This is a genomic window from Heyndrickxia acidicola (assembly GCF_001636425.1).
In the GTDB taxonomy this organism is placed as follows: Bacteria; Bacillota; Bacilli; order Bacillales; family Bacillaceae_C; genus Bacillus_AE; species Bacillus_AE acidicola.
Genome location: NZ_KV440953.1, coordinates 4,143,484 through 4,164,235 on the forward strand (window position 1 = coordinate 4,143,484; position 20,752 = coordinate 4,164,235).

The following is a 20,752-nucleotide window of genomic DNA, read 5'->3' on the forward strand; positions in this document are numbered from 1 at the left end:
TGTTTTAATTCTGAATTGCACGAACGCACACGTTAGTTTAAAAACATCTACTTATTTTTTCTTTTGTCGATATATTTTCTAATTTTAAAGCTAATTTTGAAGAAACGATTAAACAATAATAACCACATCACGATACTAGTAGTGCTACCAACATCTCTTTGGTAGTTAAACAAGAAACCAAAAGAGTAATAAATAAAGTAAAAAATTAAAACTATTAATAAAAAATCAAGTATTGCTAATTTCATATCTTTAGATGTTGCAACATATATAATGGCTATAATTATTAAAAAAACAAAATCAATCAAATCCAAGCTTTCTCCCCTTAAAATTTCCCGCTTATTCTTTTCCTTCTTAGCATGATATAAAAACAGACTCGAAACAGCCCAGTTGGTGTGAAAGCATCCTTTAGTTAAATAAGAATTTGGATTATAATAACTGTTTTTCAATAATATAACGTGCTTTCTACACCAAATTAGAAAGAAGATTACCCAAAGGAAAAAATTTAATATACACTCTCATTCTTTACTCTAAAGTATTCTACTTTTACTAACCCTGTTCGTGAAAAAGGAATAACTACAAAGTAAGCAATAAAAATAAAAAGCCCTTATTTGGGGCTTAAATAGTTAATTTATATCTTTGGGCTTAGAAAAGAATTTTCCCAATCCAAATCCAATCAAGGCACAACCCAATATTAAGATGAAAGTTGATACATTATTAGATAGATGAACTAAATATGATAGTGCTATTAATATTATGCCGAGTGTACAAAGAATAGCAACTATTTGATTTTTGCTTATCATTCCACACCTCCTTATGGAAATATTAACATATTGGATAAACAACACAATTAATTATACAATTTTTTTCTTGTGACACTAGCCCTGATTCTTATAATGTGCGTAAGTCAACCTCCAATAACTTCATTTGAAGATATAAAAACTAGAACCCTGCTTATGTTTCGGAGTGGATGCTCCTACCGAGCTAGACTTGAACAATGGTTTGATGAATCAAAATAAATTCCCAATAAAATTATGGAGTTTGGAACACTTGAATCCATTGTTGGCTGCATCTCAGCCGGCCTCGGAATTAGTATGCTTCCTTATTCGGTTGTGAAAAAATAGATAGAGACTGAATCCATTAAACATCACTCCATTCCGCCACAATATAGAAATATAGATCCGATTTTTTTACTCGGAAAGGTACATTTTTGCCGACATCTCTAATGCAATTTATAGATATATTTAATAATAAATTAGATACTAATTGAGTTTTAGGAACTTACGACAGCCAATAATAATTTCATCATTTTTTTGTGTCAACTAGAAACAAAGTTTACGAAAAGAGAATAAAACAAAGATTACTAAAAAATAACACCCGGACAGGTGTCTTTTTTTTGCCTCCAGCTCTATATAAGGAGTGAGAGGAGGTGAGGGACATGGCAGAAGCATTATTGAAAAGTACCAAGGTGAGACTGGTATTTAATTATGGAAAGGATGAAAAGGGCAAAGACATTCTAAAAAGCAAATTGTTCAGCAATATTCGCATGGATGCCACGGCAGATGAAATCCAGGCATTCGCGAAGGCAATTGCTTCTCTGTCAACTAAGCCGCTAATGACAGTTGAGCGTGATGACAGTAAGGATATTCTTTCTTAATCGTGATGGCAGATCGATAGAGCAGGAAGGAGGTGCAGAAGATGAAAACATTGGAATTGCAATTTGTGACAGAGGATAACAAAACCGTTCGAATAGCAGTGGATGAACCCATTGAACCGGTTGACACCGTGAAGCTGAAGGATGCCATGAATAAAATTTTGGCATCAAACGTACAGACGAGTGCGAGTGGACTTCCATTTACAGCTGTAAAAGGAGCCCGTCTTATTGAGCAGAATGTCTCAGATTATACGCTTTAATCGTTTTAAAGGAGCCTTGATCCTGTGGGAGCAGGGCTTTCCCTGCTTTCACTTTGAATAGCTAATAATGAAGGAAAGGGGTGAAAGAGGTGGATCAAATGATCAAATTCATCGGCGATGTTGGCTTTCCAATCGTCGTATCACTGTTTTTATTGTACCGGATCGAATCCAAGCTTGATGCAGTGGTCGAGTCTATTCAAGGCCTTCCCGAACGATTGAAAAAAGTCTAGAGATCCATGGATGCCCAAACGGAGGCGTTCTTCATCTTGAAAGAAACCATAGAAGGCGTGGTTTCTTTTTTACATAGTTTCTTAAACGGGCAGATTCAGCAGAGCCCTTACATATGCCCTTGAAGGGAACATAAAGGAGGATATCACTATGAATTACATAAAAGAGATGAATGCTTTTTATGTGTGGCTTGAAACGAATGCCATTCCCCCATCCGCCATCAATTTATGGCATGCCTTAATGAATATCAATAACAAGGCGGGCTGGGTGGATGAATTTGAAGTGGCGAAATCGGTCATTGAAATGAAGACAGGATTAAAAAAGGATGCCTATTATGGTGCGAGAAAAATACTAAAGGAAAAGGGAAGAATTGATTACCGGGAAAGGGGAGTGAAAGCAGCAGCTTTTAAAATTCTCCCATTTGGTTCTTATGAAGACTCAGGATACAGCGAAATGTCATCTGACAGGCCGACAAGCAGCCAGACCAGCACAAACCAGCCATCCGGCATCGGGATAAGTGTAAACTCTAATGCAAATGAGTTGTCTAATATACCGATAAGTACCCCGACAGATACCCAGAACATTATTAAACAAGTGAAAACGAAACCACAAAAAAACAATTCTTCAGCAGCTGATGGTTTACACTTTCAGGAAGTGTACCGGTCTTGTTTCAATCGGAAGCCAAGTACGGTCCAAATGCAAGAGCTGAAGGATTTTATCAACAAAGAGGGAATAGAAGAGGAGGCCGTCTGCATGGCAATCCAAAAAGCTGCAGCTGCTGGTGCATCTTACGCTTATGCGAGGACCATTTTAAATAACTGGGTTTCTAAAGGAATTAAAACCGCGAAAGCTGCCATGGAAGAAACCAAAGTCTTTCAACAAAGAAAAGGCTTTGCAGAAAGGGGCCCTGCAAGAAAAGAATGGATTCCGGATTGGTATCAAGAACCGTTGCAGCAAGAGCCCGTAGTTACATTGCCTGAGGCCGATCCGCAGGAAACCGTAGTCGATAAGCGTGCGAGACTTGAAGAATTGCAAAAGAAGTTTTATAAACCGGGGAGCGGCAGTGCAAGGACCTGCAGGCCTTCAGGCTAAAAACGACAGTCAGCATACACAGAGGAGACTAAGTTAAAAAGCAGCAGAATCTAAACATTGCAGTCTCTATAGAAAAGCAATAGAGTAGATTTATCTAATTCTTAGTTAGATACAGCTTTTCAAAATAATCCACTGGAAAGCTTTTTTCTAATAGCAGCAATGTGGAAAAAAAGGAGTGAACGGAATCAATGGCAGATGCATGGAGTCCTGAAGAGATCATGACAGAGCAGCAGGCCGTTTTGCTTATTGAAGAACAGTTCCCAAAGCTTATCCCTGCCAGAGTTGAGCTTCTTGGGGAAGGCTTTGACAATACGGTTTTTACAGTGAATGACGACTATGTTTTTCGGTTTCCGCGTCGCAGTATGGCGGTAGAGCTGCTGCGGGCAGAAAGGCGATTGCTTCCACGAATTGCCCCGCTGCTGCCTATTGCGATTCCTGAGCCCTTATTTGCCGGAAGTCCAAGCGGAGGCTTTCCATGGCTTTTTTTAGGCTATAAAAAAGTAAACGGACAAACCCCTTCCAATCTGACCAGGGAAGAACGGCTGCAGTCAGTGGAGCCGCTTGCCCGTTTCCTGAGGGAACTGCATCAATTTCCGGTGGAACAAGCGGGGCTTTTGGGTGTGCCCAAGGATGAACTGGGACGATTGAATCTGGTGAAAAGAAAGCCCAAACTCCTGGCCAATCTTGAAAAGCTTCATAAACTTGGGCTTTATAGTAAACTGGCGAATATTGTGCAATTTGCAGAGGGACTGCCGGAGGACGGATCAGATTCAACAGAAGCAGCACTGGTACACGGGGATCTTCATATCCGAAATATTCTAGTAGATTCAAAAGGCGCCATTTCGGGTGTCATTGATTGGGGAGATGTCCATATCGGCCACCCTGCACTTGATTTATCATTGGTTTACAGCTTTTTTCCTTCTGAGGGGCGTGAACGCTTTTTTGAGTTATATGGTGAGGTAAGTGAACGCTGGAAACAGCTCGCTCAATTCAAGGCTATCTATACATTGGTACTTTTACTGTTGTATGGACATGATCTGCAGGATGAGAATATAATACGCGATTGCCAGGCCTCCTTGTCCGGGATTTTAGAGGAATCGTAAACAATTGACAGATTCTTTTGGCGAATGCTAGGATAATGAAGTCCTTGCAATCTAGTATTTCAATCTCAGTCGAGACTATGAAATCTGTACGCTGATGAACAAAGCACTTATGATGCGAAAGTAATCTTTACAAAACGATATCACGTAAAAGGAGTACAGCTAGATGGCCATTAAAAAGTTTGAACATGTAGGAATTCAAGTAAAGGATTTAGTAACAAGCATTGACTTTTACACTAATGTTGTGGGGCTGGAGCTTTTAAAAAAGGAAGGCCATGTTGATCCCGCCATTACCCTGGCATTTCTGGGAATAGAAGGTGAGGGCGAGCCTCTTGTAGAAATTATTGAAGGCTATAACCCTAATCTTCCTGCTGAAGGAAAGGTTCATCACCTGGCATTTACCGTGGAGGATATCGAGGCTGAAATCGAACGTGTAAAAGAACACGGTGTCACCTTTGTGGAGGAAGCTGTTACAACTCTTCCAAACGGTGCAAAATATATCTTCTTCTATGGGCCTGATGGCGAATGGATTGAGTTCTTCCAGCCGCATATTTAATAAAGGTTCTTTTCGTAAACTTTGTTTCCATTTGTATAAATGAACTAGGATGCAATGGGGTTCAAGGCTGCAAACTAAATATGGTTCAAAACAGTAAACTATGCGAAAACAGCCTTAATAAACGCTGGAATGTCTGCATCGAACAGCAGGGGTAAAAATGTTTGAAAATTAGATGAATATCTTGATTGCAATCGTCTTATACTGGAAGTGCAGGCTGGTGTAGCACAGCTGGCAGTGCACTTCACTCGTAATGAAGGGGTCGGAGGTTCGAGTCCTCTCACCAGCATTCATTTTTATTATTGATTTGACGCGGTTTCTCTAGTTTGAGGGACTGCGTTTTTTTTTGGAAATTAAAGTTCTGTTCTCAGATATCCTGATAGGCATCTTTAATATGTGCTTGGTTGACATTAGTGAAGCACAACAACCGATCCCACACCGAACTCCAATTTATCCACGTAATGCTATTCCAATGCGGAATCTGCGCCACAACCCTCATGGTCAGTTTTATTTCCAGCACATAATAAACATCCAATTTATACGAAAATACGTTCTGTTTTTATGTTTACTAAGAAAAGACGTTTGGGTATAATAAGAACAAACATTCGTATTTTGGGGAGGTTCTATCGATGAAAGGCTTATTATTAAACGCTCTTGAAGCAGGGGAAAGGCTTGAACTTATTTATATGTCCGATAAAAATGATCTTTCCCAGCGTGTCATTAAAGTTTTAGCGGTCTTGAAAGATGAGGTACAGGCATATTGCTACACGCGAAACCAATTTCGTACTTTTAAGATGAGCAATATTTTATCGATAGGCCGCCTTAGAAATCATAAGATGGGAGCTTAAGAAAAGTTCAAGCCCTTGTTGAACTAAAGCAATCGTATTAACGCAGCACAGAACGAGATGCCCACATAGTTTGTTGCAGTTCGTACAATGGATCAACTCGTATCCCCTCAGCCTAAGAAGTATCTTTTTCCTTACTGTTCCAAAGTTTATGCGTATAAAACATTTTGTTTCACATACTATTGTATTGTAATATATTAACAAGGTAAAATATCCATTTAGCTTTAATCTATTTGTTATGAAGGCAAACTAAGGGGCAACGAAATCCGTATGCCCAAGAGCAAGGCGCTTGTAGTTTTTACTAACTGAAACTAATTCATAAGATACCCGTATATAGACTAAGAGGGAATCTAAATGAGTAAAGTTGAAAAAACTGGAACGAATAGAGAATGTATTTTTTCACTGTTAAGATGAATGTGTTGCGATACCGAAAAATGTAAATAATTGTAACACCTCTGATGAAAAAGAATGAAACCCTCATATGGCTGAGACAATATGGTTAAAAAAGGGTATAATGATGTACAGATGCAGGGAGTTAATTTGCTAGCCCTTTACATGCTTATGGTTGATTTTGTTTCAGTTGATGATTAGAAATTGAAATAAGATGAACGAGCATGAAATGAAAATAAATGTTGGTGATTCGATGCTAATTTTTCTTTGTGTTTATATAGTCGCGCTGATAGCAGTATGGGTTTATTTCTTTTACAGGTTAAAGAGAGATAAGACCATTTTGCGTGATTTTTATTATTATATGGTCTCGATGGGGTTCCCTCTTGTTTTCTTTCCTCAATTTTACTTAGGAGAGGACTGGTCATTGGCTTTGGAAATAACGGGGATGGTCATCGTCATTGCCGGGATTATTGTGACCCGTGTAATGAAGAAGAAGTTCGAAATGGAAAAAACGGCTGAATAATATAAATCAAACCTCTGACGACGAAGGCAGAGGTTTTTTATATCTTCATTATTCTGTTGAAGTGTTGTGAAAAAATAATTGATGGTAATCCCAGTAGTGGCCTGACAAAAAAGAAGCACCTTAAGATGCTTCTAAGCCTTTGTTTACAATGATATGTTTAAACTTTAATGTCAGCCTGTCAATTTCCTGGCTGTATTTTAGTGTCTCAGGATCGTTGAAGCCCTTCTGTTGGGCAGTTGTCATCATATCTTTTCTCAATTGAGTTATTTCATTTTTTAATTTAATAGATTCTAATAAAATTGTCATTTGACATTCTCCTAATTACAAAATTGTTATTAGGTCTTCATTATGACACATCTTCGTGCAATAAAAAGACGATTTGGGCCTTGTTCAATAAGTTGTCAAAACAACGTGAACAAATTGTGAAGATATTCACATATACGAGCATTTAAGTTGAATGCTTCTTAATAGCGTATGGTCCTTTATCCACCTGATGAAGGACTTTTCTTGCTTTATTTGTGCTCGAATGGTCCTTCATCCACCCGATGAAGGACTATACTTGCTTGAATTGTGCTCGAATGGTCCATCATCCCCTCGATGAAGGACTATTCTTGCTTGGATTGTGCTCGAATGGTCCTTCATCCCCTTGATGAAGGACTACTCTTGCTTGGATTGTGCTCGAATGGTCCATCATCCCCTTGATGAAGGACTATTCTTGCTATGCTCGAGCTCCTTTGGTCCTTCATCCCCTTGATGAAGGACTATTCTTGCTTTATTTGTGCTCGAATGGTCCATCATCCCCTCGATGAAGGACTATTCTTGCTTGGATTGTGCTCGAATGGTCCATCATCCCCTCGATGAAGGACTATTCTTGGTTTGATTGTGCTCGAATGGTCCATCATCCCCTTGATGAAGGACTATTCTTGCTATGCTCGAGCTCCTTTGGTCCTTCATCCCCCCGATGAAGGACTTTTCTTTAATTAAAATCATCAGCAAGTTTAAATAGATCCTTTTTTAATGAAAAAAACCGTTTAGAACAAAAGGACAAGGGTATTTGATATATGTACGCAGTAAAATTCTAAGAAGGAGTGGATGAAACATGGCTAACGATAACAATTCTAAAAAAATGAGCGTAGAAGAAGCAGGACGTAAAGGCGGAGAAGCTACTGCAAAAAATCATGACAAAGAATTCTATCAGGAAATCGGCAAAAAAGGCGGAGAAGCCACCTCAAAAAACCACGACCATGAATTTTACGAAGAGATTGGCGAAAAAGGCGGCAAGGCAAGACGGGACAACCAAGAGTAGAATTTAAACAAAAAAGCAGGACTGGCTTAGGCTGGTTCTGCTTTTTTAATGCTTTAGCTCTGTTAAGAACAATGTTGGCAGGAGGGGAGGTGCAAGATTCCTGCTTATATAAGCAACAAGCATGTCAAAGGAGGCCCTGCAGGAGCTGCGATGAGGTTTTTCTGCTGGCCGCGAAAAGCGAATGCCCACAGAGGGAAATCAACAGGGAAACAGAGCCTGTGTTTTAAAGAGTCATGCTGATTTTTACATAAGGCTCTTTTCGTAAACTTTGTTCCTATATATACGAAGAGATTCCATTAAGACCAGAATGATTGTTCATAAGTAAAGCAGCAATCTGTGGGGGGGAATTCGAAAAATGGATGAAACTCTTGTACAGTGTTTGTGGAATAAAGAAAAATGTTAAACTTTAAAATATCATTACAAATTTGGAAGGAACAAATATATGGGAAAAGATAAAGAGAAATATCAAACGGTTGACGAATACATAATGCAGTTTCCTGCCGAGGTTCAAGATACACTTCAAGAATTAAGAGTCATTATAAAAGAGTCAGCATCTGAAGCCGAAGAAACAATAAGCTACCAAATGCCGGCTTTTGCATTAAATGGAACGTTAGTATATTTTGCTGCTTGGAAGAAGCATATAGGATTTTATCCAACTTCCAGTGGAATGAATGCCTTTAAAGAAGAAGTGGCAGAGTATAAAGGTACAAAAGATTCAATCCATTTTCCTTTCACTAAGCCGCTGCCTAAAGAACTTATTAGGAAGATAGTGGAGTTTAGAGCTGCAGAGAATAAGAACAAGGGCAAGGAAAAAATAAAATAATTTCGAAACGAGATGCCTTACTTCAGCTTAATTGGCTGAGGGCATTTTTATTTTTCAAAAAAAAGCACCGCAGAAAGCGGTGCGAGTGGGAAAGCATGTATAAAGCGAAAAACCATGATTAATGTTCTAAAGGTGTTCTTCTTTCACGGTTCACAAATGGGATAAAGACCAAGGAATATAACGCACAAAGTCCTACAATTACGTATACAATTCTTGCGATCGCTCCGCTTTGTCCCCCGAAAATCGCTGCAACAAGGTCAAATTGAAATAATCCTACTAATAGCCAGTTAATTCCGCCAATAATCAAAAGAATCAATGCGATAACATTAAACGCTTTCAACTTGGTCCCCTCCTTTATTTGGTTACAACACTTATATACCCTGGAAAAAACATCCCAAACGCTATTTTTATACAAAAGTTATACAAAGGTTATACAAATAATTGTACGGAGATAAATCGATTGATAATAGTACTTATTTTTCTTTTTTGAAGCCAAGTTCCTTTAGCGCTTGCTTCATGCTTGCCAGTGTTCGGATGTCTCCAAAGCTAACGCCAAGGCTCACAATGGTTTGGGCAATTTCCGGACGGACCCCTGTAATAATGACTGAGATGCCTGTCAGCCGAATGGCTTTTATAATTTGGAGAAGCTGGTCAGCCACCATGGTATCAATAATGGGAACACCTGAGACATCCAGGATGATATCAGTGAGCTTAAGCCGAGCTCCTTCCTCCAAGGCTACCTCCATAATAAGCTTTGCACGATGTGTATCAATGGCCCCTACTAAAGGGATAACGGCAACATAGTCAAAAATAGGCACGACAGGAACAGACAGCTCTTCCAGTGCTGTGTATGCAAGCTTCATCAGATGTTGATTATGTTCGTCATAGAGCTTTCCATAAATACGGCTTATCTGATCGAGCAAAGGGTCAATAATCCTTGAAACGTCGAGCATGGTTATAGCCGAGAACTGGTTTTTTTCAAGCTCTTCAGAAAAAACATCCCAAATAACCGTTCGATAGCATGTAATGGCTTGAAGCGCATCATTTAAGGGTAAATGGTTGAATATTGCAGCATGTCCTGCATTGTTGGCCCATTTTTCAACCTCTCTTACTATATCTTTGTTTTCCCTATACAGAGCTTGCCCAAATAGCTGTATAAGACTAGCCCGATATTCTATTCGTTCCTCGAGCGGGAGAGGAGCAGCATCCAGCTTTTTCTCAAATGCATCGCCTTGCTTTCTCCCAACATGCTCAGCCAGCAGCTGGCTGTTTTGAATAATTTTATTTCCGATATACATTAATTCGTGTTTCATATTCATCCTCTCCCTAAACTCACAGCTTAACTGACATTCAAGCTTTTTACCTTATACCCCATTTTCAATATTTATTCACATCGTTACGATAAGGAAAAAGAGCCGCTTTAGTTTAATATATGGAAAATTAGTCTTTACAATTGAAGGGAGTTATGTACAAGGCACTATGCAAATTCTATATCTAATGGTGATCGAAGATGAAAACGAGTACCTTGAGAAGACAACTGCAGGAAGACCAGAACGCTGCCAATGGCTATGTTATACCAATGATGATTTTAATCCACAGTTGATTGAAGCAAAGAGACTCCTCTAAGAGAAAAACGCTTCAAGGAGCTGGCGCATTGGCGCTGTAGAAAAGGATTCAAAAAAAAATCCGGCAGCAAAGGCCGGATCAAAACAAATATAAGGGGGTTAAAAGTAAAAAAGGGTTAATGCTTGTCCTGATTACAAGTATAGAAAAGAAATCTTAAAATTCCCTTAAATTATTGTTTACTTTATTCAGAAATTTTTTCACCTACTCCATATGTATAGTTCAACTGGAATAGGCCTCTTAACCTAAAAAAATGCAGAATATTGTAGACTTTTGACGAAAAAGAGCATTATAATGGAAATAAATGTACTATTCATTCGATAAAGGCAAACTTATTGAAAAATAAGGACGCAAAGCCGCGAGCCTAAGGCAGTACAAAGAAATGCTAGGGCAGTCGGGCCGCCGAATAAGCAGTGGACTTAAATAGGGAAGCTTCCGTTCATATTTCGGTTGCTGCTTTCCTGTTTTTTCGTATTGGCACGCTATTATCATGGCCTGCAAATGCCCCTCTTAGCTTGGCGATCATAATCATTGTAGAAAAGGGGAGAGCGGGAGATGACAATTCATGAGGTCATTGAGAAAGGAAACTTCACACATCATTATCAGCCCATTTATAACATTCAAAGTAACTCAGTGATTGGTTATGAAGGGCTGCTTCGTTCGGAAAAATATCCTAATCCGGAGCAGGCATTTTTAGAGGCAAAAGAGAAGAACAGTCTTTTTGAGCTGGATTCTCGTTCACTTCAAAAGGCCATTTTCACATATCAATCCGCCGGATATTCAATTGATAACGGGCTATTATTCCTGAATATTATTCCATCCACATTAGAAAACAAAGATTTTTTAAATTTTGTGAATAAAATAATGAAGGAGAACCAAGGCCAACAACTCGTACTGGAAATTAGTGAAACTGAGGAAATGACGGTAAGCAGTGAAATGATAAGAAAGCTGGAAAAACTAAGAGGCCTTGGCATCAGGATTGCAGTTGATGATTTTGGAAAAAGCTATTCTCATTTCAAAACCATTATTGAAGTGGTTCCTGAATTTATTAAATTAGATCGGTATTTGACTGCGGATCTATCTTCTTCCTTAAAAAAGCAAGCGATCATCCAATATTGCCTGGATTTTTGCAGCCAATTTAACAGCAAGCTTATTTTAGAAGGGATTGAAACAGAACTGGAGCTGGAGATGGCAAAGCAGCTTGGTGTGATATATGCTCAAGGGTTTTTTCTTGGAAGACCGGCAATACTTCCCAAAGCATACCAGCAGGTGGTTGTTTAAGATATACTAAGTGCAGAATAGAATGTATGCTTACTGGCGTTATATGCTTGGCCGAGGCTGATGTTGGAGGTTGCTTGTTATTTAACAGACAGCTGCCGTACGCTGAGATAATCTATATAGGCTAAAGGGGGGGATGGAATGAATTCACTAGTTTTGGAGAAATTGAGCGTTGCAGTAATGGCCATCGATAACCATTTTACCATTACAGTTGCAAATCAAATGTGCAAGACCATATTAGGAATTGAGCCTAAAGAGGCGATTGGCAGAAACATTGATAAATTTTTTAATTATCCTCCAGAGTTCACAAGGACTCTTCAGCATACTCTTGAAAGAGGCGAAAACTATTATTATGAGGTCTTCCCTTATAACTGGGGCCCCTATGAGAAAACACTGAGCCAGCGCTCTGTGCTGCTAAAGGATGAAAATGGTGAAATTGCGGGTGCCATGATTGAATTTGAAGATATTACAGAGCGCTACCTTGAACAGGAAGAATACAAAGCCTTTATGGAGGAAATCGCTATTAGCATTATTCCAGTGGCAGAGAGAATTGGCATGGTTGTCCTTCAAAATCTTCCTTTTGATCTCGGGCTCGATGGTTTTAACAATCTGTGTGCAAGGGCAATGGAAAAAACAAAGAATCTGAAGCTCCGTTCTTTGGTTCTCGATGCTTCTTCCCTTCCTGCTGTCAGGATCCTGTCCTCTATCCAATCCTTTAAAAACATTTTGGCAGCTTTTAGGCTGATCGGGATTGAAATTGTTATTGCAGGAATTACCCCTGAAGTAGCCATTCAGGTAGTGAATGAAGGCATTGATTTTACGGACATGGAAACATTTGCCGATATGCTTCAGGCGTTGGAATTTCTAAAAGGGAAATTAAAGTGATGGACATGGCTGCTTTTTAATGGAAGCGGCTTTTTTTTATGCTTGTATGTCAGGATATGTTTTTTAAGCGGCTGAAATGTGAACTGGGAATTTAGAAGGATTATCGATTTCAGGGAGCGAATAGTTATAAAGCATACGCTTCACTGAAGAAAGAGGGATACAGTATGGAACCAATTCTTTTAGATTTTCCTAACGAGTTTGAAACAGAGCGGTTAATCATTCGAATGCCAAAGCCTGGCGATGGAAAAGCGGTCTGGGAAGCGATTCAAGCATCAATTGAAGAGCTGAAGCCATGGATGCCGTGGGCTAAAATAGATCAAACGATTGAAGAAACCGAAGCAAATACCAGAGAGTCATATGTGGCTTTTTTAAAGCGTGAAGACTTAAGGCTGCTGGTATTTTTAAAAGATAGCGGACAATTTATTGCTTCTTCAGGCCTGCATCGAATCAATTGGTCCATCCCAAAGTTTGAAATCGGCTATTGGATTGATACAAGATTTAGCGGTAAAGGGTATATGACAGAAGCAGCACAGGGAATTGAGGAATTCGCAAGACGTGAGCTGAAAGCGCGACGGATTGAAATTCGCTGCGATTCCACAAACGTCAAAAGCAGAGCCATCCCTGAACGCTTAGGATTTACATTGGAAGGCATCCTGAAAAATGAAAGCCGCGCCATTTTGGGAGATGGGTTAAGGGATATGTGTGTGTTTGCTAAGGTGTTTGATTGAGGGATCTTAGTGTCTTTGGGAAGGTTTAGAACTGAATTTGTAGATATCGAGAAAAAACTCCTAATGCCAAGCTCAGCATTAGGAGTTTCTTTATTATTCATGGTCGATAATCGTTAATAGTTCATCAAGCGGTTTACGCGTTTTAGCAGGAGGAATTTTTGCTGGATAACCAAGGTGGACTAACCCAACAATTTTCTCGCCGGGTTCAACGCCGATTGCTTCACGAAAATCCGATTGAAGAATGTAAGCAGGTGTTTTCCAGGCCATGCCAAGTTCTTTTTCCAGTGCAAGGAGGTGAAGATTTTGAATAACGCAGCTGGCTGTAGCGTAATCTTCTTCACGTATTCCGAGATTAGGGTCTTCTTTCATCACGACCGTTAAGAGGACAGGAGAGCCCATAAGCTTTTGGTAGCCTGCTTCTCCGGCTTTTTCTCTTAAATCTGGATCCTTTTCTTTCTTTTTCGCAACATTTCTGCTTACTTCAGCTAGGCGTTTTCTGCCGTCGCCTACCGTCAGGATAAAGCGGAAAGGCTGGGTCATTCTGTGATTTGGAGCCCACATGGCAGTGTCCAGCAATTCTTTCACTAACTCTACAGAAACCGGACGATCCTCATATGCGTTAACGGTACGTCTTTCTTTAATAAGCTGAGCTAATTCCATAGCAAAACCTCCGATACTAACTATACTAATTTGCCTGTCCATGGAGACTGCCGTCTCACTGGACTGGTGACATCTTCCAAAGGGAAGCCTTTCCACAAGCATACCACAAATGCCTATGAGAAGGGTAGGGGTCAGACCCCTTCTGTGCTTTAACGTATAAAAGGGGTCAGACCCCTTCTGTGCTTTAATGTGTTAAAGCCTGTTTTTTTCTCTGTTGTCTTCTTTGGAGAACCAATCTTGAAGGAACAGCCAGAATGGCATAATACTTTGTGCGGTTTTCTTAGGATCGGGAGGTACTCCTTTTAGCTCGTACCAATTTACAGAGCAAGCGATTTTTGGTATACTTTTAGAGTGCTATTTTATCCGGAGGAGTACCCAAGAGGCTGAAGGGGGCGCACTCGAAATGCGTTAGGGCGGGCAACCGTCGCGTGGGTTCAAATCCCACCTTCTCCGCCATATTACATAACAACAACGAATGAGGCTTCCTTTTGTACATGTGCAGAAGAAAGCCTTTTTTGTTGATTTTCCCTTGTGAGCTAAGTGAGACTTGTGCATCTAACCGTTTATTCAGATCAACTTACTAGTAAATGATTCGCATACCCATTACAATGAGTGTATGTATGACAGGAGGAGAACACAGTGAATCTTTTATCCATTCAGACACTTGATGAACGGTTAGGTGCAATCCGAAAGCTTTCCCTTCCTTTTCAGGAACGTGCAGCCGACAATGATAAAACTGGCCGGTTTCCTTTTGAAAATATAGAGGAACTGAAAAATAGTAAATATACCGCCTTAACAGTCCCAAAGGAATTTGGAGGCGGCGGAATTTCCTTATATGAGCTTGTACGTCTGCAGGAAGCTATTGCGGTAGGTGACGGCGCTACCTCGCTTTCCATTGGATGGCATATGGGGATGATGATGAATCTTTCTGAAGAAAGGCCATGGGAGCCTTCTTTATTAAAAGAAGTGTTTGATTATGCCGTAAATGGTGCTGTTTTTAACACATACGCAACAGAAGCTCAAACCGGGAGCCCTACACGCGGAGGAAAGCCGACAACACTTGCGAAGAGGGCAGGAGACGGGTGGAGCATTACAGGGAGTAAAACGTTTTCCACGATGGCACCTATGGTCGATTTTTTTGTCGTGACAGCAACGATAGAGGAGACAAATGAAATTGGAAGCTTTTTGGTTCCGCGCCATGCTGAAGGGGTTAAGATGGAGGAAACCTGGGACAGCATTGCCATGAGATCGACGGGAAGCCATGATATCATTCTTGAACAAGTAAAAGTTCCCGCTCATCACCTGGCCCAAACATCAGGGAACCGCAAAAGCTCAGCCCCTGGCTATCTGTTGCATATTCCTGCCTGCTATTTGGGGATTGCAGAGGCCGCGAAACGGGAAGCCATTTCCTTTGCAAAGAATTACACGCCGAACAGTCTTTCTCATCCGATTGCAGAGCTGCCCGCTATCCAGCAAAAAATCGGTGAGATGGAATTGAAGCTGATGCAGGCACGCTTATTTCTTTACTCTGTAGCAAAGCAGTGGGATGAAGCACAGGGAGAGGAACGAAATCAGCTTGTGCCAGAGCTGAGTGCTGCCAAAATGACGGTCACGAATTTGGGCATTGAAGCGGTAGATTTGGCAATGAGAATCGTCGGTGCCAGAAGTCTTTCTGAGAAAAGCCCGCTTCAGCGCCTGTACAGGGACATTCGTGCTGGCCTGCATAATCCGCCGATGGACGACATCACGCTGCTCCAGCTGGCAAAGCGTGAAATAAACAAGCTGTAGCAAATGAGGGTCAGACCCCTTCAACACGTTAGTGTGTTGAAGGGGTCTGACCCTTTTTGTGCGTTAAAGTGTAAAAGTGCCGCCAGTTCAATAAGGGGAAACTGCTTTTGTTTTGAAATTGAGAGGTGGTATTGTCGGTTATCCGATTAAAAAAGCTGCCTGGAAATAAGGGGATTTATCGCATTAAAGCGCGAAAGGGGTCAGACCCCTTTCGTGCACTAAAGCGATAAATCAATAGTTTTTTTGCTTATTTTTTTGAAAAATGGTCAAGAGCCCATTCGGAATTGCTAAATGAACATAGTCTATAAGCAGATAGCACAATGGGAGGTGTTCTAAATGGATGGTGCAGGATATGGTAGCGGTTTTGCGTTGCTTGTTGTGCTGTTTATTTTGCTCATAATTGTTGGAGCAGCATATGTATATTAATCCTTAACTTAAACAATAAAACGTTAAAAGGAGTTGGCATATATGTACGGATTCGGCGGATATGGCTATGGCGGAGGCTGCGGCGGCGGATATGGCTACGGCGGGGGCTACGGATTAGGCGCGGGCTTTGCTTTAATTGTAGTTTTATTTATTTTGTTAATTATTGTTGGGTCTGCTTGGTTATAATAAAAAAGAAGAGTCCATTCTTCACAAGAGTGGACTCTTTCCATGTATGCTGTTTCTCTTTCCAGGTGAGCGCCATTTCCAGGCAGGGCCCCGCCTGAAAAAGAAATGAAATGTAGTAAACAGATGGTAAAAAGAAACATGTTATACCAATATTGCTCATATAATAGTATATCTTTATGTTTTTAATTAAGCTATACTTAAAGGAGTAATCAGAAGGGAGTCTTTAGACATGGCGTATTTTAAAGGCCAGAAAGAACCTGTTCCTGAAGTAGAAACGTCCGTTTGGTCCTGTACAAGCGACAGCTGCCAAGGCTGGATGAGAGAAGAATTTTCATTCGGAGAAAATCCAGAATGTCCATTATGTCATTCTGAAATGGAGAAAGAAGTAAGGGTTTTGCCAGTTATTACTAAATAAAAAAGTTACATAGAGCTAGACCTCAGCTTCCGGACCGGGAGCTTTTTTATTTTGGAAAGGCTCTTTTCGTAAACTTTGTTGCTATTTAAAATGGGAGTAAAACCCAGGTACAGTATTAAAACTTTTAATAGCCTACGAATAGATGCCACGAAGACAGACTACATACGGAATAATCCTCTATACGTAAAGCAACCATTTGCGCGAAAACAGCCTTAGGAAATTCTAAAAAGCTAATCCTGTGGATATTATTCTTGACTAGCTGCTGATGGAAGGATACAGGGAAATCCTTCCTCCGCCATCGGCACTGGGTAATAAGCTCAGCGCTGTAGAAGGTTAAATAGATAACCTTCGAGCAACTGTCTTATGCTTTTCGCCGTTAAGCAGGCGCCTTGCTTTTTTCTTGTGCCTATATTTGTTCTAATGAAAAAACCAGCATGAATGCTGGCTTTTCCCACTTTATTTAAACGTTTATTTTTTCTTTTTATTCGATACAGATCCTACATCCTCCGCAAACTCCTCCAAGGAAGTGACCTTGCCGTGTGGATTTTGCGATTGTTTTCGGACTTTCCACTGCCGTTCTTGTTCATGTTTGGATTTTGTCATTGCCCTTCCCCCTCTACTTACCGTCAACGAAGCGCGAGAATCTTTCCATTTCAGGATCCTTTCGCAAGGACGTCACATGAAATGGATGGGAGAATTTACTCCCAACATACATCCCTAAGTTATTAATACCCGTCGGACTTGAGATGACTCCTTCATATTCCCCATCAAAATGAGGATCTGCTTTTCCCGCGTGTACTTGGTTTTCCTCGCTCATCCTCATCCCTCTTTCATGAAAAAATAATGGTATTTCTTCATTACCAATATTGTTTTCACATACCTGTCTCTTTATTCTCCATTTTAGGTTATGATAAAAGTAAAACTTGGCACTCAATCAATGTTATAATAATTTTTTATATGGAAACGATGAAAACGATTATAAAGGAAAGAAGGATATACATATGGATAATTTGCAAGCAGGGACAGTTGTAACCCTCGATGTGGATCGTGACGTAGAGTTTGGCTACTTCCTGACAAATGGTGAAGAAGACGTACTGCTCCATCATAATGAAATGACAGAAGGGTTCGATCCTGATCAGCCGGTCACGGTGTTTCTTTTTCAAGATCACCAGGGAAGGCTTGCGGCAACTATGACCATTCCTTTTATTGTAATGGGCAAATATGAGTGGGCTGAGGTCGTTGAGGTAAGGGATGACCTAGGTGTGTTCGTAAACATCGGAATCAGTAAAGATATCCTTGTGTCAAAAGATGATCTTCCTGCAATCTACTCTTTATGGCCTGAAGTGGGCGACCGTTTATTCGTTACGTTGAAAACGGACAGGCGCGGACGTTTGTTTGGAAAGCTGGCGGTAGAGGATATTATCCGCGGAGTAGCAGCAAAAGCAACACGCAAGGACTTTAATAAAAATGTAACCGGATGGGCCTACCGGCTTTTAAAAGTAGGGACCTTTATTTTAACCATTGAAAATTACATTGGCTTCATCCACGAGTCCCAGCGCAAAGAGGAACCAAGGCTTGGCCAAAAGGTTGAAGGGCGCATTGTGGATGTGAAAGAGGACGGGTCGGTCAATGTTTCTTTGCTTGGACGCAAACAAGAAACGATGGGGGAGGATGCTGATGAAATCCTTGCCTACATGGACAGCCGCGGCGGAAAAATGCCTTTTTGGGATAAAAGTACCCCTGAGGACATTCTGGATCGCTTTGATATGAGCAAAGCTTCTTTTAAAAGGGCTCTTGGCAAGCTGATGAAGGAAGGCGTCGTATACCAGGAAGAGGGCTGGACATACCGAAAAGAATAGCACAGGGTAAAGCGCAGACACGGACAGCGGGCCATATCTGCGCTTTTTTCAAGGTTGGTTAAAAGCTGATCATAGCTCCGCGCTCATCAAAAACGGAATCAGGATTCCAGGCGAGCTCCCAGCAGTTATTTTCAGGGTCGGTAAAATAAGACGTTCTCCCGCCCCAGAAGGCATCGCTTGGTTCACGAAGGATGGTACCTCCAGCCTCCCGTACAAGCTCAATGGCATGGTCTACATCTTCTTTTTTGTCGACATTAATGGCGAGGGTAATACCGCTAAAGCCGGATTTTGCCGCTTCCTCCACTGGAATCCCTGCATCCTTCGCCAGCTCTTCAATCGGAAATAAGCTAAGCAGTACTCCGGCAGTTTTGAATACTGCATATTGGTCTGAACTGATTTCCGTTTCCTCCCAGACCAGCCGCTGATAAAAAGACCGGAGTGCCGGCAAATTTTTTGCCCCGATGGTAATTAAGCTTATTCTTTGTGGAATCATAGCTTTCTCCTTTCGATCGTGTGAGTTCCTAGTGCAATTAAACCATGCTTGTCCTTTTTTTAAAATGATTATTTCAGAAAATTTCATTTTTTACAGTGGGACAAAAAATTTTTAGTAGGCTCTGTCTAGCTGGAGCGCCTAATAGCGAAATTCTGCGTCTCCTCCCTAAGATAAAGTTGTGTTTTAAACGAAAACTGCAAAATCCTTACGCTTTTCTTAATAGGGGGATAATGTCCAAAAATCTGGACTTTTTTAGAATGGAAAGCTACAATAAAAGGTGCATATAAAAGGATGATACGGTGAAAAATTATGCAAAATAAGATAAAAGAAATGCGAAAAAAAATGGGTATTACCCAGGAAAGACTGGCTGCCCAGTGCGGGGTTGTCAGGCAGACGATTAACTGCATTGAAAATGATAAGTATGACCCTACGCTGGCCCTTGCTTTTAAAATGGCGGATATCCTAAATGTAAAGGTGGATGAATTGTTTATTTATGAGTAAGTTTACTGCAGATTATATTTTAAAAATGAATGATATTGTAAGAGAAGGCGACCCGATTTTGAGAACTGTCACAAAAGAGGTTGAGCTGCCTTTATCGAAGGAAGACAAAGAAACGCTTTTGTGCATGCTGCAATTTTTGAAAAACAGCCAGGATCCAGTTTTATCAAAGAAATACCACTTGCGCGGCGGAGTGGGGCTTTCTGCGAACCAAATTGGGCTTGATAAGCGTATGTTTGCGGTTTATGTAAAGGATGAGGAAGGCAATGCGCATGAATATATGCTGGTAAACCCTAAAATTATCAGCCATTCTGTTACAAAAAGCTATCTGGCTGACGGGGAAGGCTGCCTTTCAGTGGACCGTCCTGTGCCCGGATTTGTACCACGCTCAGAACGCATCAAGGTACGGGCCTACGATTTGGACGGAAAAGAAGTGGTTCTTCGCCTGAAGGGTCTCATGTCCATCGTCTTCCAGCACGAAATTGATCACTTAAATGGAATCATGTTCTACGATCACATCAACAAAGAAAATCCTTTTAAATTGCCGGAGGATGCTTCCATAAAAAGCCTCTAAAAGCGACTGGCCCTAATCCGTTGTCAAGCGGATCAGGGCCTTTTGTGCTTTAAAGGGTTAAAATTCTATGGTAGGATGATAATTGGAAATCATCAATAACAGTGTAAATGTTTAGAGCTCAAATTCATATTTAAGGGGGATTTCAGATGTTTAAAAGCCTTCATCATATTGCGATTATTTGTTCGGATTACCAAAGGTCAAAGCATTTTTACGTTGACCTGCTTGGCTTCAAGGTCATAAGGGAAGTGTATCGGGAGGAACGGGATTCCTTTAAGCTTGACCTTTCTTTGAATGGCCAATATATGATTGAGCTTTTTTCATTCCCATCTCCGCCAAAGCGGGTAGGCTATCCGGAAGCTGCTGGTCTGCGCCATCTCGCATTTGAAGTGGAATCCATCGAAGAAACCATCCAAGAACTGAATAAAAAGGGGATTGAGACAGAAGAGGTGCGAATGGATCCTTTTACACAAAAGGCCTTCACCTTTTTTAAAGATCCCGATGGACTGCCGCTTGAGCTGTATCAATCGTAGGGGATAGGCATGGAAGGGAATGCTTTAATGCGGTGAAT

General features: G+C 40.7%; 28 protein-coding genes, 2 tRNA genes, 1 pseudogene and 1 riboswitch. Of the genes and pseudogenes, 23 read left to right on the top strand and 8 right to left on the bottom strand.

Annotation, left to right across the window (positions count from 1 at the left end; genetic code table 11):
• Positions 1-47 precede the first annotated feature (47 nt).
• Entirely contained in the window at positions 48-311 is a 264-nt protein-coding gene (locus tag A5N88_RS19245) for a hypothetical protein (protein WP_066268998.1), read from the bottom strand.
• A gap of 1,124 nt (positions 312-1,435) precedes the next feature.
• Between A5N88_RS19245 and A5N88_RS19250 the strand changes: the two genes are divergently transcribed.
• From A5N88_RS19250 to A5N88_RS19290, 9 genes are all read left to right on the top strand, one after another.
• Positions 1,436-1,654, top strand: a complete 219-nt coding sequence (locus tag A5N88_RS19250; RefSeq protein WP_066269001.1) for a DUF1659 domain-containing protein — start codon at positions 1,436-1,438, stop codon at positions 1,652-1,654.
• Between the two features lie 41 nt (positions 1,655-1,695).
• Positions 1,696-1,911, top strand: coding sequence for a DUF2922 domain-containing protein (locus A5N88_RS19255; protein WP_066269004.1), 216 nt, complete (start codon positions 1,696-1,698; stop codon positions 1,909-1,911).
• A gap of 98 nt (positions 1,912-2,009) precedes the next feature.
• Positions 2,010-2,141, top strand: coding sequence for a YvrJ family protein (locus tag A5N88_RS19260; RefSeq protein ID WP_412733824.1), 132 nt, complete (start codon positions 2,010-2,012; stop codon positions 2,139-2,141).
• Positions 2,142-2,289: 148 nt separating this feature from the next.
• Entirely contained in the window at positions 2,290-3,231 is a 942-nt protein-coding gene (locus A5N88_RS19265; protein WP_066269011.1) for a DnaD domain-containing protein, read from the top strand.
• 188 nt (positions 3,232-3,419) lie between these two features.
• Positions 3,420-4,334 carry a phosphotransferase gene (locus A5N88_RS19270; protein WP_066269014.1) on the top strand — a complete coding sequence of 305 codons (915 nt, stop codon included), beginning with the start codon at positions 3,420-3,422 and terminating at the stop codon, positions 4,332-4,334.
• A gap of 163 nt (positions 4,335-4,497) precedes the next feature.
• Positions 4,498-4,887, top strand: coding sequence for a VOC family protein (locus tag A5N88_RS19275; RefSeq protein WP_066269016.1), 390 nt, complete (start codon positions 4,498-4,500; stop codon positions 4,885-4,887).
• Between the two features lie 213 nt (positions 4,888-5,100).
• A tRNA-Thr gene (locus A5N88_RS19280) sits at positions 5,101-5,173 on the top strand.
• A 340-nt stretch (positions 5,174-5,513) separates the two neighbouring features.
• Positions 5,514-5,732: a WYL domain-containing protein gene (locus tag A5N88_RS19285; protein WP_066269018.1), complete on the top strand. Its 219-nt coding sequence runs from the start codon at positions 5,514-5,516 to the stop codon at positions 5,730-5,732.
• Between the two features lie 616 nt (positions 5,733-6,348).
• Complete coding sequence (locus A5N88_RS19290; protein WP_157090731.1) at positions 6,349-6,642, top strand: hypothetical protein; 294 nt, start codon at positions 6,349-6,351, stop codon at positions 6,640-6,642.
• Between the two features lie 120 nt (positions 6,643-6,762).
• Here A5N88_RS19290 and A5N88_RS19295 read toward each other — a convergent pair whose 3' ends face one another.
• On the bottom strand, positions 6,763-6,948 hold the full coding sequence (locus tag A5N88_RS19295; protein WP_066269021.1) for an aspartyl-phosphate phosphatase Spo0E family protein: 186 nt from the start codon (positions 6,946-6,948) through the stop codon (positions 6,763-6,765).
• Between the two features lie 793 nt (positions 6,949-7,741).
• On the opposite strand from A5N88_RS19295, the pseudogene A5N88_RS19300 reads away from it, so the two are divergent.
• Positions 7,742-7,945: pseudogene (locus A5N88_RS19300) on the top strand (KGG domain-containing protein); the annotation flags it as partial.
• 445 nt (positions 7,946-8,390) lie between these two features.
• Positions 8,391-8,771, top strand: a complete 381-nt coding sequence (locus tag A5N88_RS19305; protein ID WP_066269026.1) for an iron chaperone — start codon at positions 8,391-8,393, stop codon at positions 8,769-8,771.
• 118 nt (positions 8,772-8,889) lie between these two features.
• Here A5N88_RS19305 and A5N88_RS19310 read toward each other — a convergent pair whose 3' ends face one another.
• Together A5N88_RS19310 and A5N88_RS19315 are read right to left on the bottom strand one after the other, a co-directional pair.
• Positions 8,890-9,111, bottom strand: a complete 222-nt coding sequence (locus A5N88_RS19310) for a DUF378 domain-containing protein (RefSeq protein WP_066269029.1) — start codon at positions 9,109-9,111, stop codon at positions 8,890-8,892.
• 133 nt (positions 9,112-9,244) lie between these two features.
• Positions 9,245-10,084 (bottom strand): STAS domain-containing protein, encoded by an 840-nt coding sequence (locus A5N88_RS19315; RefSeq protein ID WP_066269032.1) that lies wholly within the window; start codon positions 10,082-10,084, stop codon positions 9,245-9,247.
• 625 nt (positions 10,085-10,709) lie between these two features.
• Positions 10,710-10,801: riboswitch (cyclic di-GMP riboswitch) on the top strand.
• Between the two features lie 148 nt (positions 10,802-10,949).
• Here A5N88_RS19315 and A5N88_RS19320 point away from each other — a divergent pair.
• The 3 genes from A5N88_RS19320 to A5N88_RS19330 all read left to right on the top strand — a co-directional run bounded on the left by A5N88_RS19320 (position 10,950) and on the right by A5N88_RS19330 (position 13,285).
• Positions 10,950-11,675, top strand: a complete 726-nt coding sequence (locus A5N88_RS19320) for an EAL domain-containing protein (protein ID WP_066269034.1) — start codon at positions 10,950-10,952, stop codon at positions 11,673-11,675.
• A 138-nt stretch (positions 11,676-11,813) separates the two neighbouring features.
• Positions 11,814-12,557 carry an STAS domain-containing protein gene (locus tag A5N88_RS19325; protein WP_066269035.1) on the top strand — a complete coding sequence of 248 codons (744 nt, stop codon included), beginning with the start codon at positions 11,814-11,816 and terminating at the stop codon, positions 12,555-12,557.
• A 164-nt stretch (positions 12,558-12,721) separates the two neighbouring features.
• Positions 12,722-13,285 carry a GNAT family N-acetyltransferase gene (locus tag A5N88_RS19330; protein WP_066269042.1) on the top strand — a complete coding sequence of 188 codons (564 nt, stop codon included), beginning with the start codon at positions 12,722-12,724 and terminating at the stop codon, positions 13,283-13,285.
• A gap of 93 nt (positions 13,286-13,378) precedes the next feature.
• On the opposite strand, the gene A5N88_RS19335 is transcribed toward A5N88_RS19330, so the two are convergent.
• The gene (locus tag A5N88_RS19335) at positions 13,379-13,945 is read right to left on the bottom strand and encodes a nitroreductase family protein (RefSeq protein ID WP_066269044.1); all 567 of its coding nucleotides are present in this window, start codon (positions 13,943-13,945) and stop codon (positions 13,379-13,381) included.
• Between the two features lie 365 nt (positions 13,946-14,310).
• On the opposite strand from A5N88_RS19335, the gene A5N88_RS19340 reads away from it, so the two are divergent.
• The 5 genes from A5N88_RS19340 to A5N88_RS19355 all read left to right on the top strand — a co-directional run bounded on the left by A5N88_RS19340 (position 14,311) and on the right by A5N88_RS19355 (position 16,760).
• Positions 14,311-14,401 (top strand) — tRNA-Ser (locus A5N88_RS19340).
• 183 nt (positions 14,402-14,584) lie between these two features.
• Positions 14,585-15,733 (top strand): acyl-CoA dehydrogenase family protein, encoded by a 1,149-nt coding sequence (locus A5N88_RS19345; RefSeq protein ID WP_066269046.1) that lies wholly within the window; start codon positions 14,585-14,587, stop codon positions 15,731-15,733.
• 336 nt (positions 15,734-16,069) lie between these two features.
• Complete coding sequence (locus A5N88_RS24490) at positions 16,070-16,159, top strand: YjcZ family sporulation protein (RefSeq protein ID WP_083953224.1); 90 nt, start codon at positions 16,070-16,072, stop codon at positions 16,157-16,159.
• Between the two features lie 42 nt (positions 16,160-16,201).
• Positions 16,202-16,345 carry a YjcZ family sporulation protein gene (locus tag A5N88_RS19350; RefSeq protein ID WP_066269049.1) on the top strand — a complete coding sequence of 48 codons (144 nt, stop codon included), beginning with the start codon at positions 16,202-16,204 and terminating at the stop codon, positions 16,343-16,345.
• Between the two features lie 229 nt (positions 16,346-16,574).
• Positions 16,575-16,760: a cold-shock protein gene (locus tag A5N88_RS19355; RefSeq protein WP_066269054.1), complete on the top strand. Its 186-nt coding sequence runs from the start codon at positions 16,575-16,577 to the stop codon at positions 16,758-16,760.
• 468 nt (positions 16,761-17,228) lie between these two features.
• Here A5N88_RS19355 and A5N88_RS25915 read toward each other — a convergent pair whose 3' ends face one another.
• Both A5N88_RS25915 and A5N88_RS19360 read right to left on the bottom strand, forming a co-directional pair.
• Positions 17,229-17,363: a DUF6254 family protein gene (locus A5N88_RS25915; protein ID WP_232317596.1), complete on the bottom strand. Its 135-nt coding sequence runs from the start codon at positions 17,361-17,363 to the stop codon at positions 17,229-17,231.
• Between the two features lie 13 nt (positions 17,364-17,376).
• Positions 17,377-17,577, bottom strand: a complete 201-nt coding sequence (locus A5N88_RS19360; protein ID WP_066269056.1) for a hypothetical protein — start codon at positions 17,575-17,577, stop codon at positions 17,377-17,379.
• Between the two features lie 184 nt (positions 17,578-17,761).
• Here A5N88_RS19360 and A5N88_RS19365 point away from each other — a divergent pair, with 184 nt between their 5' ends.
• The gene (locus tag A5N88_RS19365; protein ID WP_066269058.1) at positions 17,762-18,619 is read left to right on the top strand and encodes a CvfB family protein; all 858 of its coding nucleotides are present in this window, start codon (positions 17,762-17,764) and stop codon (positions 18,617-18,619) included.
• Positions 18,620-18,677: 58 nt separating this feature from the next.
• Here A5N88_RS19365 and A5N88_RS19370 read toward each other — a convergent pair whose 3' ends face one another.
• Complete coding sequence (locus A5N88_RS19370) at positions 18,678-19,112, bottom strand: VOC family protein (protein WP_066269060.1); 435 nt, start codon at positions 19,110-19,112, stop codon at positions 18,678-18,680.
• A 309-nt stretch (positions 19,113-19,421) separates the two neighbouring features.
• On the opposite strand from A5N88_RS19370, the gene A5N88_RS19375 reads away from it, so the two are divergent.
• The 3 genes from A5N88_RS19375 to gloA2 all read left to right on the top strand — a co-directional run bounded on the left by A5N88_RS19375 (position 19,422) and on the right by gloA2 (position 20,714).
• Positions 19,422-19,613, top strand: a complete 192-nt coding sequence (locus tag A5N88_RS19375) for a helix-turn-helix transcriptional regulator (RefSeq protein WP_066269062.1) — start codon at positions 19,422-19,424, stop codon at positions 19,611-19,613.
• Positions 19,606-20,184, top strand: a complete 579-nt coding sequence (gene def, locus A5N88_RS19380) for a peptide deformylase (RefSeq protein WP_066269064.1) — start codon at positions 19,606-19,608, stop codon at positions 20,182-20,184. Before A5N88_RS19375 ends, def begins: the two co-directional genes overlap by 8 nt.
• Positions 20,185-20,330: 146 nt before the next feature.
• Complete coding sequence (gloA2, locus tag A5N88_RS19385; RefSeq protein WP_066269066.1) at positions 20,331-20,714, top strand: SMU1112c/YaeR family gloxylase I-like metalloprotein; 384 nt, start codon at positions 20,331-20,333, stop codon at positions 20,712-20,714.
• Positions 20,715-20,752 lie beyond the last annotated feature (38 nt).